At 72.7% G+C, this 15,482-nt stretch carries 10 protein-coding genes; 4 read left to right on the plus strand and 6 right to left on the minus strand.

The window, feature by feature from the left end; all coding sequences use genetic code 11:
- A partial coding sequence (locus tag D7V93_RS07475; protein ID WP_120642718.1) for a lysophospholipid acyltransferase family protein occupies positions 1-1,070 on the minus strand: 1,070 nt, incomplete at its 3' end.
- Positions 1,071-1,284: 214 nt separating this feature from the next.
- Between D7V93_RS07475 and D7V93_RS07480 the strand changes: the two genes are divergently transcribed.
- Positions 1,285-3,177: a S8 family serine peptidase gene (locus tag D7V93_RS07480; protein WP_120642719.1), complete on the plus strand. Its 1,893-nt coding sequence runs from the start codon at positions 1,285-1,287 to the stop codon at positions 3,175-3,177.
- Positions 3,178-3,261: 84 nt separating this feature from the next.
- On the opposite strand, the gene D7V93_RS07485 is transcribed toward D7V93_RS07480, so the two are convergent.
- Both D7V93_RS07485 and D7V93_RS07490 read right to left on the minus strand, forming a co-directional pair.
- Positions 3,262-4,050: a hypothetical protein gene (locus D7V93_RS07485; protein WP_120642720.1), complete on the minus strand. Its 789-nt coding sequence runs from the start codon at positions 4,048-4,050 to the stop codon at positions 3,262-3,264.
- Complete coding sequence (locus D7V93_RS07490; RefSeq protein WP_120642721.1) at positions 4,047-4,676, minus strand: RNA polymerase sigma factor; 630 nt, start codon at positions 4,674-4,676, stop codon at positions 4,047-4,049. Before D7V93_RS07490 ends, D7V93_RS07485 begins: the two co-directional genes overlap by 4 nt.
- 123 nt (positions 4,677-4,799) lie before the next feature.
- Here D7V93_RS07490 and D7V93_RS07495 point away from each other — a divergent pair, with 123 nt between their 5' ends.
- From D7V93_RS07495 to D7V93_RS07505, 3 genes are read left to right on the plus strand one after another with little or no spacing between them, the layout of a single operon-like run.
- Positions 4,800-6,068, plus strand: coding sequence for a hypothetical protein (locus D7V93_RS07495; RefSeq protein WP_120642734.1), 1,269 nt, complete (start codon positions 4,800-4,802; stop codon positions 6,066-6,068).
- A complete protein-coding gene (locus D7V93_RS07500) occupies positions 6,065-6,811 on the plus strand; it encodes a hypothetical protein (protein ID WP_120642722.1) in 747 nt (248 codons plus the stop codon). The genes D7V93_RS07495 and D7V93_RS07500 overlap by 4 nt, the downstream gene beginning before the upstream one ends.
- Positions 6,808-7,896, plus strand: coding sequence for a putative Ig domain-containing protein (locus tag D7V93_RS07505; protein ID WP_120642723.1), 1,089 nt, complete (start codon positions 6,808-6,810; stop codon positions 7,894-7,896). The genes D7V93_RS07500 and D7V93_RS07505 overlap by 4 nt, the downstream gene beginning before the upstream one ends.
- A gap of 19 nt (positions 7,897-7,915) precedes the next feature.
- On the opposite strand, the gene D7V93_RS07510 is transcribed toward D7V93_RS07505, so the two are convergent.
- From D7V93_RS07510 to D7V93_RS07520, 3 genes are read right to left on the minus strand one after another with little or no spacing between them, the layout of a single operon-like run.
- The gene (locus D7V93_RS07510) at positions 7,916-8,419 is read right to left on the minus strand and encodes a hypothetical protein (protein WP_120642724.1); all 504 of its coding nucleotides are present in this window, start codon (positions 8,417-8,419) and stop codon (positions 7,916-7,918) included.
- A 42-nt stretch (positions 8,420-8,461) separates the two neighbouring features.
- Positions 8,462-11,542, minus strand: coding sequence for a POTRA domain-containing protein (locus D7V93_RS07515; RefSeq protein WP_120642725.1), 3,081 nt, complete (start codon positions 11,540-11,542; stop codon positions 8,462-8,464).
- Between the two features lie 14 nt (positions 11,543-11,556).
- Positions 11,557-15,480, minus strand: coding sequence for a translocation/assembly module TamB domain-containing protein (locus D7V93_RS07520; RefSeq protein WP_120642726.1), 3,924 nt, complete (start codon positions 15,478-15,480; stop codon positions 11,557-11,559).
- Positions 15,481-15,482 lie beyond the last annotated feature (2 nt).

The following is a 15,482-nucleotide window of genomic DNA, read 5'->3' on the forward strand; positions in this document are numbered from 1 at the left end:
GTGAGCCCCCACCACCACCCGAGCGACACCACCAGCGCGGTGAGGAACTTCACCGTGGCCTGCACGTCCAGCTCCGCGCGCTTCGCCGCCATCCGGGGCACCGGGTACGGCAGCCCGAACAGCACCAGCCCCAGCGCGTACAGCGGCAGCCCGAACACCAGCGTCAGCAGCGTCTTCACCACGAAGGGCGCCACGTTCCCCGGCCGGTACTCCACGGACAGGTCCTCTGGCCGCGTGGCCTGCACCAGCGCCATCCGGTTGCGGAATGACGCCAGGTGCAGCCGCAGGCGCTCGTAGCGGTCCGGCTCCTGCGCGCGGAACAGCCGCACCCCGCGCGCCCACAGCCGCAGCCGCTCCGGATCCAGCTTGCTGCCCTGGCGGAAGGCGTAGAGCTGCTCCGCCACCTGCACCACCGGCAGGTCCTCCCACTGCTCCAGGTTCAGCGTCACCGCGCGCAGGCCCTCCGCCACCCGCTCCGTCAGCGCGCGCACCGACTCCTGCTCCGACGTGGGCTCCGCGTCCTTCGGCAGGAAGGCCGTCACGTCGATGGGCGCTCCCTGGTCGATGAGCACCTCGCTGCGGAAGACGTTCTTCTGCGCGTAGGTGAGCCCCACCGGGATGATGCGCACCGGGGCGCCCTCGCGCGCGGCGTTGAGCGCGATGCGCGCCGCGCCCGTCTTCAGCTCCGCGAGCGCCGGCTCCGAGTGGCTCTTTCCCTCCGGGAAGATGGTGATGGCCCGCCCCTTCACGAGCGCGCCCTTCGCCGCGTCCAGGGTGCCTTCGTTGCGCCCCATCTGCGCCGGGTCGTCCTGCTTGCGGTACACCGGCAGCGCGTCCAGCCCCTTCAGCAGCCAGCCGATGACGGGCAGCTTGAACAGCGGCGCCTTGGCCAGGAACGTCACCTGACGCCGCGTGAGGATGAACACCAGCGCCGGGTCGATGAGCCCGTTCGGGTGGTTGCCCACGAAGAGCACCGGCCCGGAAGGCTGCTCCGCCGGAGCATTCACCTTCAACCGGTAGAAGAGGCGCAGGGCCAGCGCCACCACCGCCCGAACACACGCGTAGAACACGGTGCGGACTGTATACCCACGCCCCACCTCCGGCCCGCCCCGGCTCCAGACACTGTCACTCCCGGGGTCCTGAAAGCCCCCCTTCCCCGACAGGGCTCCTGTTTCAGCCATTTCAGAACAGTCCGTTGGTACCGCGATCCATTCCGGGCCCCTCGCGACACACCTTTTTCGAGCGCATTTCGGAAGCCGCGCCGAACACCTGGGGGAGCACCACATGAAGCGTTTGAAGTCACTGGGCTGGGCCGTCACCGCCACCGCCGTCCTTGGATGCGGCGCCGGGCCCGCACCGGAAGAGGCCTCACGGCCGGAGACGCAGCGCGCCGCCGTCACGTCAGCCGCGCCGCCCATCCTCGGCGCCACCGGCCCCAGCGCCTGTACCGCCCTCTATGCCTCCGGCGCCTCCCAGGCCGCGCTCACGCAGGCGGTGGTGGACCCCGCCCTGCATGCGGACGGCGCGGTGCGCACGCTCATCCTCTCCTTCAACACCGACGCCGCGGTGGCCCCGGCGATGAACCTGCTCACCCGCACGCTGCGGCTGACCCCGGGCAAGGGCGTGGGCGCGTTCAAGTCGCTGCCCATGGTGGCCATCAAGCTGCCCGTCACGCCGCTGCTCACCACGACGCTGCGCCAGTTGCTCCAGCCGCTGGGCCTGCTGTCCATCTACGAGGACAAGTCGCTCCAGTACTTCCTGGACACCAGCGTGCCGTACATCCACGCGGACGCGGCCCGCACCGCGTACCAGACGACCGGCGCGGGCATCGGCGTCGGCATCATCGACTCCGGGCTCGACGGCACGCACGGGGACTTCCCCAACGTGGCGCGCAACGTGAAGGTGGTGGCCCCGCTGGTGGACCTGGGTGTGGGCGGCGCGCTGTACGTGGACACGCCCAACAGCGACCTGACGAGCGGCCATGGCACCCACTGCGCCAGCATCATCGGCGGCTCCGGGGCGCGCTCGGGCGGGGCGCACCAGGGCGTGGCTCCCGGGGCGAAGCTCATCGGCGTGGGCACGGGAGACGCGCTGAGCATCCTGTTCGCGCTGGAGGGCTTCGACTTCCTGATGGACCCGGACGTGCGGGAGACGCACAACGTGCGCGTCATCTCCAACTCGTGGGGCACGAGCGGCAGCCACTTCGCGCCCTTCGACCCCATCTCCATCGCCAGCAAGCGCGCCTATGACCTGGGCATGGTGGTGGTGTTCGCGGCGGGCAACGAGGGCTCCTCCCCCGACACGCTCAACCCGTACAGCGCCTCGCCGTGCGTCATCTCCGTCGCGGCCGGCACGTCGCGCGACACCACCGCGGCCACCAACCCGCTGCTCAGCCAGGACCTGCCGGGCGCGCTGGCGGACTTCTCCAGCCGGGGCATCCCGGGCGACACGTACCACCACCCGGACATCACGCTGCCGGGCGTGAACATCGTCGCCGCGCGCGCCCTCACCGGCACCATCGTGCAGCCGTACCTGGGCCTGGACGGCCTGCACCCGGAGCCGTTCTACACGGCCATCTCCGGCACCTCCATGGCCGCGCCGCACATGTCCGGCGTCGCCGCGCTCCTCTTGGAGGTGAACCCGTCGCTGAACATGGACGGCGTGCTCGCGGCCGTCACGTCCACGGCTCGGCCCATGTTCGCGACGGATGCCACGGGCGCCACGCGGCAACTGGAGACGTGGGAGGTCGGCGCGGGCTACGCGGACGTCTACGAGGCCGTGCGCCTGGTGAACGACAGCACCGGCACCCGCTACACCACGCAGACGACGGCGCTGCCGGGCTGGAGCGGCACGGTGCAGACCAGCCTCAACATCCCGGTGGTGGACCTGTCCCTCACGTCCGCCCAGGACGAGCACACGCTCGAGGTGCCCGCGGGCGCCAACGCCCTGCGGATCCGCACCGACTGGGGCAACCCTGGCTATGACCTGGACCTGTACGTCTATGGACCCAACGGCGCGCTGGTGGCCTCCAGCGCCGAGGGCACGTCCACGGGCGAAGCCGTCACCATTTCGAACCCCATCGCCGGTACGTGGCGCGTGCAGCTCAAGGGCTTCCTCAACGCGCCCACGCAGTACACCGGCACCGCGGAAGTGGACCGCCGCGTCCCGCGTCCGTAGTCACGGACCACCCCCGACACGACGATCCTCGCCCCTCCCCTGTGTTCGCACGGGGGAGGGGTTGTTCGTTTCAGCGACGGACTCTCAGCGAGCCGCGGGCGTGAGCGTCACCTGCGTGTCCGCGAGCGAGCGGCCCTGCGCGTCGGTGAAGCTCGCGCGCACCCGCACGGCGTCCGTGAGCCAACCGCCCTGCACCGGCGTGCTGAACGGCAGCGGCACGTCCACGCCCGCCGCGACCTCCGGGGCCGCGCCCTCGCTCGGGAAGAAGCGCAGGGGCTCCCCTGTCTTCGACAGCCCCTCCAGCGACAGGTGCACGCGCTCCGGCGCGGTGTAGCTGAACTGCACCGCGTTGCCTTCCGCGCACGCGAGCGTCCCACCCGGCCGGGCCTCCGCGAGCACCGTGCCCGTGGTCGCGACGCAGAACGCCCGCACGCCCCAGGCCCCGACGCCCGGGGATGCCGAGCGCGCCTGCCACTCCTGCGTCGCCGTCACGTCAGGACGCTGGAGCGAGGGCCCCACGACCACCAGCGCCACCGCGGCCGCGGCGGCGCCCAGCGACAGGGGCACGAGGAAGGGAGAGGTGAACCACCGGCGCGCGGGCCGCATCACCGGCCGTGGGGCGGGCCCGGCGGCCTGCGCCATCCTCGCCCACAGGGCCTGTTCCAGCAGCGCGCCCCGGGCCTTCGGCAGCGCCCGCTGCTCCAGCACCGACTCCACGCGGGAGAGCCGGTCGTAGGTCTCCTGGCATGCGGGGCACGTCGCCAGGTGCGCGCGCAGGCGCTCGAAGCCGGCGGCGTCCAGCCCTTCGTCCGTCCCCTTCTCGAAGAGGGCCGCCATGGCCTTCTTCGCCTGACGGTCGTCACATCCGCTCATCGTGCACCCCGTCGCTTGAAGAAGCTCCAGCCCTGCGTCTCCAGGTCCTCCAGGTACCCCTTCGACTGGAGGAACCCGAGCAGCCTGGACTTCAACCCGAACTCGCGCCGCCGCACCTGGATGCGCGTGAGGCCCAGCGCCGTGGCGGCCTCTTCCTGGGCCACGCCCTCGCCGAAGCGCAGCTCGAACAGCCGGTGCTCCTCGCGCGTCAGCCCGTCCTTGAACGCCGCGAGCAGCGCCTCCACCTCGCGGTCCTCCAGCAGCTCCGCGAGGCCGCCGTCCTCGCCCGAGGACTCGGTGAGCCCCTCGAAGGGCTCGTCCCGGCCCACCACCTCGCGCTCGCGCGACTGCTCCAGCAGCACGTTGCGCGCGATGCCCATCAGGAAGTGGGCATAGGGACGCGAGCCGTTGTAGGCCGTGCGCGTACGCGGCTCGAAGGCGCGGGCGAAGGTCTCCAGCAGTGTGTTCTCCAGCTCCATCGCGTTCCTCAAGCGGGTGAAGGTCCCCCGCCAGGCGGCCGCCTTGAGCAGGCGTGCGAGCGGCTCCGCGTGCGCGCGATACACCTCCGCCAACACCTCCGGGGTGCCTTCGCGAAAGCGGCGCAGCGTGTCGTCATCCCACTCCATCCCTCAGGGGCTTACCGCGACCGTCGCGGTCCCGTCACTTGCATGTTGTCGCGAGCGGCCCTGAGTGGATTGTCGGACGTGCTCCGTGGCATCCTTTCGCACAGCGCAGCGCGCCATCTCTCCATGCGATCGCCCTCCCACAGGACGCTGGCCCTGGGTGTGCTCCTCCTGGTGGGAACCGCCGCGAGCGCCGCCCCCGAACAGGTCCACTACGCGCTCATCGTGGCCAGCAACACGGGCACCGAGCCGTCCCAGGCGCCCCTGCGCTACGCCGACGACGACGGCGCCCGGTACTACGAGCTGTTCGCCCCCCGCTCGCGCGAGGTGGTGCTGCTGAGCGTCCTGGACGCGGACACGCAGGCCCTGCACCCGGGGCTCGCCGCGAAGACGCGGCCCCCCACGCATGCCGCGCTGTGGGATGCGCTCGCCCGCCTGAACGGCCGCATGGCCGGGGACCGGGCCCGGGGCGCGGTGCCGGTGCTGTCCTTCGTCTTCGTGGGCCACGGCAAGCGCGGCGCCGCGGGCGAGGGCACGGTGAGCCTGCTGGACGGGCCGCTGACGCGCACGGAGCTGTTCTCGCGCGTGCTCACGCCGAGCAAGGCGTCCTTCCTCCAGCTCATCGTGGACGCGTGTGATTCGTACTTCTTCGTCCACTCGCGGGGCGCGCTGCCGGTGGGCCCCGCGTACGCGGACGCGGTGAAGGGGCTCCTGGGCGGCCGCGAGCTGGAGCGCTTCCCGCAGGTGGGCGTGGTGCTGTCCACGTCGTCGGAGCAGGAGAGCCACGAGTGGAGCGCCATCCGCTCGGGCGTCTTCAGCCACATGGTGCGCTCGGCGCTGTCGGGCGCGGGGGACGTCAACGGGGATGGGCGGGTGGACTACGCGGAGCTGCGAGGCTTCGTGGCCGCCGCGAGCCAGGGCATGGACGACGTGCGCGGACAGCCGCGCGTGTTCATCCAGCCGCCCGCGCTGGACCGCGCGTTCGCGCTGACGGACCTGGGGGATGCCGCGTCGCTGGGCTACCTGCTGGTGCCCACGGGCGTGGAGGGCCGGCTGTGGGTGGAGGACGCGCGAGGCATCCGCGTGGTGGAGCTGCACAAGGAGCGCGAGCGCCCGCTGGTGGTGTCGCTGCCCGTGGGCCGGGGCTACTACCTGCGCGCGAGCGGCCGGGAAGCGGCGTTCGCCCTCACCCGCGCGAGCGAGGTGGTGGACGCGGGTGGGCTGCCCTGGCGTGAGACGAGCGTGGCGGCGCGGGGCGCCGTGGAGGACGCGCTCCGGGACAAGCTGTTCGCCGTGCCCTTCGGGCCGCGCTTCTACCGGGGCTACATGGCGAGCCTGGGGCTGACGCCGACGCCGGGCGAAGCGGACGACGCGGACGTGGCCCAAGCGCCATGAGTCTGTCCGCGTCCCTCCTGCTGTGGCTCGCGCAGGGTGCCGTCCCGTGCGACGCGAACACGCGAGTGGTGCTCGTGCCCTTCGAGCGCGTGGCCCTGCCGTCCGCGGATGCCCGAGCGCTGGAGGACGCCACGCGGCGCGCGGTGGCCGCCCTGCCGGAGGCGTGCCTGGAGTCGCGCGACGACACGGTGGCGAGGCTGCGCGGGTCGGGCGCGTCGCTGTCCGCGTGTGGAAACGCGGAGTGCCGGAGCGCGCAGGCCGGAGCGCTGGGCGCGCGCAGGCTGGTGCGCGGCGTCGCGCTGGGCGTGGGAGGCAGGCGCAGCGTGGCGCTCACGGTGACGGACGCGCGAGGCCCGGAGACGCGGGCGCACTTCGAGGCACCGGCCACGACTCCGGGCGAGGCGGAGGCACGGGCGAGGCAGGCGCTCCAGCAGGTCTGGTCGCCGCTGGGGACCGCGAAGGCGGCACCTCGCGGTTCGCGCCTGCTGCCCAAGGTGTTGCTGGGCACGGGCGGCGTGGCGCTCGCGGTGGGCGTGGGCTTCGGGCTCGCGGCGCGGAGCACGGAGTCAAAGGTGTCGAAGAACGGAGGCGAGTGCGCCGCGGCTGGCGAGGGCTTCACGGACTGCTTCGCCTCACGGCTGGATGACGGACGGAGGCAGGCGCGCACGTCCAACGTGTTGCTGGGCCTGGGCGCGCTGCTCGGCGTCGGCGGTGCGCTGTCGTTCATCTGGGAGCTGCCATGAGCGCGCGCCGGGCCGCATGGGTGAGCGCCTTCCTCCTCGCGGTGGGGGCCTGCACATTCGCGCCGGACCTCTCACGCTTCGCCGCATGCGATGCGTCGGGAGGCTGTCCCTCGGGCACCACCTGCCTCGCCTCGGAGAACCGCTGTCTGCCGGCCTGTGGCGAGGGCCGCACGTGCGACGAACCCGGCCCCGAGGGCGATGACGACGCGGGAACGGACACGGATGCCGGCGTGACGACCGACGCGGGCACGACGGACGGGGGCGACCTGCCCGACGCGGGGCCCGCCGCGCTCGCGCTGGAGTCCACCCTCCTGACGGAGGGCATCGAGACCCTTCCCTACTCCGCCTCGCTCCAGGCCCGGGGAGGAACGCCGCCGTACACGTTCAACGCCACGGGGCAGCTCCCCGCGGGCTTCTCGCTCGACACCGAGGGCCGGCTCACCGGCACGCCCACGCGCGCGGGAGACGCCTTCCTCCCGGTGGAGGTGACCGACCAGGGCACCCCGATGAAGCGCGCCAGCGGCAACCTGCTGCTGCGCATCCGTCCCCTGCTGCGACTCGCGGGTCCGGGGCCGCTCGCGGACGTGCCCGAGAACCGCGCCTACTCGGAGCGCCTCTCCGCCACCGGCGGCCAGCCGCCGTACCGCTTCGCCCTCACCTCCGGACAGTCGCTGCCCGCGGGGCTCACGCTGTCCGACGACGGCAGCGTCACCGGGACGACGGCGCAGCAGGGCACGCAGGACTTCCGGGTGGAGGTGACGGACAGCGCCACGCCGCCGCAGACCGCCAGCCGCGTGCTCACCCTCACCACCGTGGACGCGCCCGGGTTCGTCAAATGCCTCTCGCGCGCGGTGCCGGACGGCCGCGTGGGCACCGAATACAGCTACACCCTCAAGACGGTCGGCGGCTCCGGCACGTTCGCCTGGAGCGTGAAGAGCGGAGAGCTACCGCCGGGCATCGTCCTGGACACGCAGCAGGGCATCCTCTCCGGGACGCCCACGCGCGCGGACACCTTCACCTTCGTCATCGGCATCGGCGACCTGCTGACCAGCACCCAGCAGACCTTCTCCCTCAAGGTCGACTGAGCACAGCCCCCGGCGCGCCTCACGGGTAGTGGTCCACCACCAGGATGATGCCGGTGTTGTCCTGCACCACGGAGAAGCCCTTCAGGGGGCTCGGGTACGCGATGAGCCCCTCGCCGTCCCGGTCCCAGCGCGAGTCCAGCAGCACGCCACAGAAGGGCACCGACGTGGCCCCGCTCTCCGGCGTGAAGATGCGGTCATACCGGCCGAACACGCGGTGCTTCGTCACGTAGAGCCGTCCACCGATGCGCGCCCCCGGCAGCTTCGCCTCGCCCACCCCCTGCGGCAGCGCGATGACGAAGCTGTAGTTGTACCGGGCCGGCCCCGGGTGGTCCTGGATGCTGTCCACGATGACGGGGATGCGGTCCCCCGTCTTCAGCCCCAACCGCTCCATCTGGAGCTGCGCCCCGCGAGGACAGGTGCCCTCCGGCGGCATCCACTTGGGACGCGGCGGCTTCGCGGAAGCGTCAGGCCCGTGCTGGCACGCGAGCGCGAGCAGTCCCAGCAGGGCCCACCCTCCAGTCATCCCACGGCGCGGATGTTCGGGTCGCACGCGAAGGGCCTCCGGTCAGAACGTACCGATGCTGAAGTGGAACTGCGTGGGGGCTTCGTTGAGCTCTTCGTCGCGGTCCAGGTTGAAGCCCACGTCGAAGGCCAGAGGCCCCACGGGCGTCACGTAGCGCAGGCCCACGCCCGCCGCGTAGCGCAGCACCTTCGCGTCGAAGAGCGTGCGGTCCTGCCACAGGTTGCCCACCTCGAAGAACAGGCCCAGGTCCACCGCCGCCACCGCGGGCACGCGCAGCTCCGCCTTGCCCAGCGTGTAGAGCTCGCCGCCCTGGCTCGCGGGCACCTGGCCGGAGAGCACCGCCTTCAGGTCATCCGGACAGCCCGCGGGAGTAATCACCGCGCGGCACGCCGCCAGCCGCTGGTGCAGCACCTCGCGCACGTCCTGCGGCAGCACGCCGTCCTCGCGGAAGCCGCGCAAGCTGGACGAGCCACCCAGGTAGAACAGCTTGGAGCCGATGTTCTGCGACCCCTGCGTCAAGGGCACGATGGTGCCCGCCCGCGCGCTCACCGCCACGCTCGCGCGGCGCCCCAGCGGCGCGTATGCGCTGACGCTGCCCGACAGCTTCACGCCGTCGATGGGGAACTCCGGTACGCGGTTGCCCGCCACGTCCGTGGGGTGCACGCTGATGCCGCGCATGAACTCCGCGCTGGTGCTCAGCACCAGGCCGCGCCGCGGGTTGGCCGGGTCGTCGCGGAAGTCCAGCGTCGCCGAGGGCCTCAGCGAGTGCAGCGCGAAGTCCCCGTACGGGTAGCGCAGCCGCTCCTGGTCCGCGCGGTTCACCAGCTCCAGCACGCCCGCGCGCGAGCGCAGCCGGTTGTTCTCCAACTCGTACTGGAGCGACACGTTCACCCACGACGCCAGCGCCCAGTCCGCGCCCACCACCGCCGCGAACCGCGTGGACAGGTACGAGGGCCGGTGCACGCGCTCGCCAATCAGGTCCAGCCGCGCGCCAATCTCCTGCGGCGCCAGGAACGACAGCCGGGGCTGCGACAGCGCCAGGTTGCCGCGTCCGCCCAGGCCGCTGAGGCCGTCCAGGTCGGACTCGCACGCCGCGCCGGACAGCTCCCCGGTGTCGCAGCCCACGGGGAGCCTCGAGGACGACAGCGCCTCCGCGCTCGCGCCCGCGTAGTTCACCTTGCCGCGCGCCAGCAGGTTCAGGCCCCGGCCGTCCAGGTTGCGCCACGCCGTGTCCAGCGTGATGCGCGGACCGTCCACGAGGAAGTAGCCGCCGGACACCTCGCCGTCGATGCGCGGGCGCTCCTGCACCGTCACCAGCACGTCCTTGGCGGCCTCGCGCCGGTTGGGGTCCGCCAGCGACACCTCCGCCAGCCGGAACAGCCCCAGCCGCGACAGCCGGCGCTGCGCGTCCGCCAGCCCCTCCACCGACAGGGGCTCCCCCGGCTTCAGGTCCAGCTGCGCCAGCACCACGTCGGGGTCGGTGCGCTTCAAGCCCTGGAGCAGCACCTGCCCCACGTGCACGCGGGGGCCGGCGTCCACGCGGAACACCACCTGCGCGGACGTGCCCTCCCCGTCCACCGACACCGCGTTGCTCACGTGCGCGAAGAGGTAGCCCTCGCGGCCCAGCCCGCGCTCCAGCGCCGCCTGCGCCCGCTCCACCCGCTCGAAGCTCAGCGGCTGACCGGTGGGCAACAGCAGCGTCACCCACGCGGGGTCCACCTCCTTCGGCATGCCCTCGAAGCGGGGCTCGCGCATCAGCGCCCGGGGGCCCTCCTCCACGTCGAAGTCCGCCTCCGCCGTGTGGTGGACCGCGTCCACGGTGAGGCCCCGGAAGGTCACCAGCGCGGACGCGAAGCCCTGCTCGCGGTAGCCCGTCGTCATCGCGTCCACGGCCTCCAGCCACGCGTCCTCCACGTACACCGTGGACGGGTCCGGAGGAGACACCACGCTCGTGTCGAAGCGCCGCTCGCGGCCCTCCGTCTCCAGCGGGTCCTCGCGCATGGGCAGGTCCAGCTCCGGCCAGGTCTCCTGCACCGCCACCTGCCCCGTGAGCACCGCTCGCAGCGCCTCCGAAGACACCGCCGCGTTGCCGTGGAAGCGCACCTCCGTCACGCGCAGCGGGTGGCCCTCATCCACCTGGAAGCCCAGCACCGCCGCGTCCCCATCCGGCCGCACCGACTCCAGCGCCCGCACGCGCGCGTCGTGGAAGCCCCGCCGCCGGTAGAACGCCTCCAGCCGCCGCGCGAGCCGGCCCGCCACCGACGCGTCCAGCGCCTCCTCTCCGTCGTACGCCACCACGCGCGCCAGCAGCGAGTCCGGGAAGCGGCGGTTGCCCGTGAAGCGCAGGTGGAAGGCAGGCCCCGCCGCCAGCGGCACCGCCACGGACGCTTCGCTGTCCTCGACGACGACGGTGGGCGGCCCCACCCACGCCCGCCAGTGCCGACCCTCGCGCAGGAGCGTCCGGAGCCGCTCCAGGCCGATATCCAGCCGCGCCCGGTCGAACACCTCGCCGGGCTTCATCCCCAGCGCCTCCACGAGCCGGGGCAGCGGCAGCGCGGGGCTGCCGGAGAACGACACCTGCCGCACGCGGGTGGGCTTGCCCTCCTCCACCACGAGCGTCACCGCCACGCCGCCCAGCGGCACCGACTGCTCCTCCACCTGCACGGAGACGGCGTCGTAGCCCTTGCGCTGGTAGGCCTCGCGCACGGAGGCCGCCGCCGTGTCCAGCTCCTCCGGATCCAACGGCCCGCCCTCCAGGAGGCCGCTCGCCTCCAGCAGCTCCCCGGCCGTGAGCACGCGGTTACCGCGCACCGCCACGTGCGACAGCAGGGGCAGCGGCGTGAGCTGGAAGACGAGCCGCACCCCGCCGGGCACGTCCTCGGTGAGCGCCACCACGTCCGCGAAGCGCCCCGTGGCGAACAGCTGCTCCACGGACCTGCGCACCGCGCCCGGCGTCAGCGCCTGCCCCTTGCGCACCGTGACGAGCCCCGCGAGCCCCTCGGACGCCACGCCTTCGGGCAGGTGCAGTTCCACCGCCACCACGTCCGGGGCGGCGTCGTCGTCGTCGCCGGAGCCGGTGGGGGGCGCGGCGAAGGCGGGCAGCGCGCACACGAGGAGCAGCACCGCGGTCAGCGCGGCTACTCGACCTCCCAGCCCAGCTTCAGCTCGAGCCCGAGGTTTCCGAACGACGCCTGGCTGTTCTCGTTGTCCCACTGGGCCTGTGCGGAAAGACGGTCGTCGAAGCGGTACTCAGCGCGTGCCCGGGTGCCACGCCCACTCACCGGTTGGGTCATCCCGATTTTAAGCTGCTCGGAGAGGAACTTCGACTCCAGTTGTGCGGTGGGCTCCGCTTGTCGGGTGGCGTCGTTGTAGGTGGTGGCGATCTGCAGGGACAAATCCCTGAGGACGGGGTTGCTGGGCAGGAAGCGGCGCACCTGCCGGTCCAGGCCCGACACGTTGAAGAGGGCCTCCGCCGCCAGACCGTAGCTCGCCGACGCCGCCGTGTCCTTGTCCGCGCTCGTCACGCCCAGCGTCAGCAGCGACAGGATGTCACCCTCGGTGAGCACCGGCTCCGAAGACAGGACGATGAGGGGGTTGGCCGGCCGGCCGAACGCATGCAGCTTCACCACGAACTCGCGCACCTGCGTCTGCGCCTGCACCTCGAACACCGGGTCGATGCCGGACGCGTCGCGGAACTCCAGCTGCCCCTGCTCGATGGTGAAGAGGTTGTTGCGGAAGAAGGCCTGGCTGCCCTCGGCCGCCTCCACCCGGCCCAGCAGGCCCGGCTTCACGTCGGTGCCGGTGAGCCGCACGTCGCCCAACAGCCGCGCCTTCGCCAGGTTGTTGTCCACCCGCACGTCGCCAAAGTGCACGTTGACGTCCCAGGTGAAGAAGGCGTCCCGCGCGCGCTCGCCCCCGCCGCCCATGGCGAGCGACGGCTTCTTCTGCATCGCCTTGAGCAGCGACTCGATGTCGAGCGGCTTCTGGTAGCGCAGCTTCACGATGTCCAGCCCGCCCGTGACGGTGGGCCCGGTGGGCGGCCCGACGACTTGCAACAGGCCGGACACCGTGAGCGGCAGGTCCTCCGTCATGCGGTACGGGACGGCGTCCAGTTGCAGCGTCAGCGCCAGCCGCTTGGGCACGAAGCGCTCCAGCCGGATGTCGCCGCGCGCGGACACCTGCCCCTCGTTGACCTGGGCCTGCAGGTGCTCCAGGAGCACGCGCTGGCCCGTCATCTCCAGGCGCCCGGACATGGCGCGCACGCTCAGGGGCAGGTCGCGCATGGACAGCCGCACGTCGGAGAACTCCGCGGTGCCCACCACCGACGGCGCGTCCAGCGTGCCGGTGGCCTCCGCGTCCACGCGCAGCTCGCCGCCCACGCGCTCCATGCCCGGCAGGAGGGGCTCCAGGAGCCGCACGTCCATGCGGCCCTCGCGCAGACTCATGTTCATCCCGCGCCGGCCCATCCACCCGCCCAGCGTCACGTCCACCGACGCGCCGCTGAAACGGAACGGCTGTACGTCCAGCCGCCCCCCGGCGTACGCCAGCACGATGGGCGCCTGGTTGCGGCCGCGCAGGTCGCCCCGGGCCAGCGACAGCTCGCGCAGCGTGGCCGCCACCTGGTACGCGTCCGGCTGCAACAGCGGCCCCTGCACCGTCACCCGCCCCGCGAGCATCCCGGTGACGCCCGCCAGCGCCGGCACCTGGGGCAAGAGCGGACGAATCTCCGGCAGCAGCAGGTCCAGCGTGGACTCGAAGAGGTAGGGCTCCTTCACCGTCATGGACAGCGAGCCCTGCGCGTCGCGGAAGGGGTGCCCGGTGATGCGCAGCGCCTTGCCCTGCTGGTGCATCGCGAGGTCCATGGCGCCCAGGTCGCGCGAGGCGAAGGTGACGCGCGGGCCCTTCAGCGTGGCCTGGATGTCGGGTGCGTCCGCCGTGCCCGCCACCGTGCCCGCGAGCGCGAGCGTGCCCTGGATGCCCATCGCCTCCGCGGTCTCCGGGCCCACGGCCTCCATGAGCGACAGGTTCTCGCCACCGAAGCGGTAGTCCAGGCCGCCCGCGAAGGCGAAGGTGCCCTCCGCCCAGGTGCGCCCCAGCCGGCCGTCCAACACGGTGCGCTCCAGCACCATCGCCTTGCCGTCCACGAAGCGCAGCCGCGCCGTACCCGCGCCCAGCCGGCGCCCCAGGTACGTGGTGTCCTTCAGGTCGAAGACCACCAGTCCCTCCAGCTTCTCCAGTGGGCTGTCGATCTCCACGCGCCCGGACGCCGCGCCGCCGAACTGCCCCTGGAGCACCGCGATGGACGGGCTCAGGCCCGCCACCAGGTCCACCAGGTCCTCCGTGCGGCCCTGCGGCGGCACGGTCAGGTCCAGGCGCAGGTGCAACAGCCGCGCGAAGGTGAGCGCCCCCTTGCCGAAGTACTGCGTGCGCCCTTTCTGGCCAGTGAGCGACGGGAACGACAGCACGCCGTCCGAATACGACAGCTTCCCCTGCGTCACGCCCAGGCCGAAGCCCCAGAAGACGAAGTCGCGCAGCGACAGGCTCGCGTCCACCTTCACGTCCGCGTACGGCCCGACGACGGAGTAGTTCACCGACCCGCGCCCGGCCCACGGCAGCTCCGCGATGTGGCCGAAGTCCGACAGCTCCAGCTCGCCGTTGCCCTGGATGTCCAGGCCGCGCGCGGTGTCGAAGTAGAGCGTCACTTCTCCATGCACGCGCGAGCGGCCGGACTCCACCGTGAGGCGGGAGAAGGACACGCGGTCGCCCTGCAGCTTCACGGCCGTCTGCGCGTGGCCCCGCTCGAAGGTGAGCAGCGTCTTGCCCGCGTGCGCCGGCGCATCGAACGCTCTCGTGGCCAGCACGAAGCGGCCCGTGCGCAGGTCCAGGGGCCCGGACAGGGACGGCCGGGGCAGGAGCGTCCCGGTGAGGTGCGCGCTCGCCGTCGCGGGGAAGTCCACCCAGGAGCCCGCCACGCCCGCGCGCTCCAGGATGCGCCCGAAGGACGCCTCCTCCGTCTGGAGTGACAGCTCCACCGGAAGCTCCGGCGTGAGCGTGAGCGCGCCCGACAGCTTCACCTTCCCGCCGCCCAGCGGGGCCTCCAGCGACTCCACGCGCACGCGGTTCCCCGCGTACGACAGGCGCGCGGTGAGGCTCAGCGGGCCGTAGCGCTCATAGGCCAGGTTGCTCGCGGACACGTCCGCGCCCACCACCAGCGCCGAGGGCTTCCCGGTGAGGGACAGGCGCGTCCACAGGTGGCCGGTGGCGGGGCGTGGCAGCAGCTTCGCCTGCGACAGCGTGCGCAGCGGCAGGAACACCTGCGCGTCCAGCGCGAGCGTGGGGTGGCACAGCGTCTCCACGCGGCCGGACACCGTCGCGGTGACGTCGTCGAGCGTCACCTCCGCGCGCTCCACGTCCAGCAGCCCCTCGTCCGGATCCAACGCGCCGGTGAAGGCCAGCTGCCCCAGCGCCAGCTCGCCGCCGCCCGCGCCCAGGCGCACCACGCCCCGCCGCGCGCCCAGCTCCAGCTCCATCACGCCCCAGCGCTCCACCCACCCCACGTCCAGCTGGGACACCTCCACGCTGCGGCCCTCGGGCAGCGCGAGCCGCACCTCCGCGCCGGTGATGTCCAGCCGTCCGACGCCCACGTGCTCCAGCGGCGTGAGCGGGCACGTCCCGTCCGTGGAGGGCTTCGTGGGTGAGGGGCGCGACAGATCCAACACCACGCGCGGATGGCGCACGCGCACCTGGCCCAGCATGAAGCGGCGGGACAGGGGCGACATGAAGCCCAGCGCCACCTCCGCCTCGTCCGCGGTGAACAGCGGCGTGTCCGAGCCGGGCGCGAACAGCGAGACGCCGTGCAGCACCACGCGTGAGCCCAGCGGATCCAGCTCGCACCGGCCGATGCCGACGTCCATGCCCAGCACGTCCGGCAGGTTCCTGCGCGCCACCGTGCAGGCCGCCTCCCAGGTGAACGGCTGGCGCAACAGCAGGATGCTCCCCGACACCACGAGGAGTATCAGCAAGAGCGCCTTGCGCGCACCGTTGCGGCTGGGGGGAGACACGC

The sequence above is a fragment of the Corallococcus llansteffanensis genome, assembly GCF_003612055.1.
GTDB lineage: Bacteria > Myxococcota > Myxococcia > Myxococcales > Myxococcaceae > Corallococcus > Corallococcus llansteffanensis.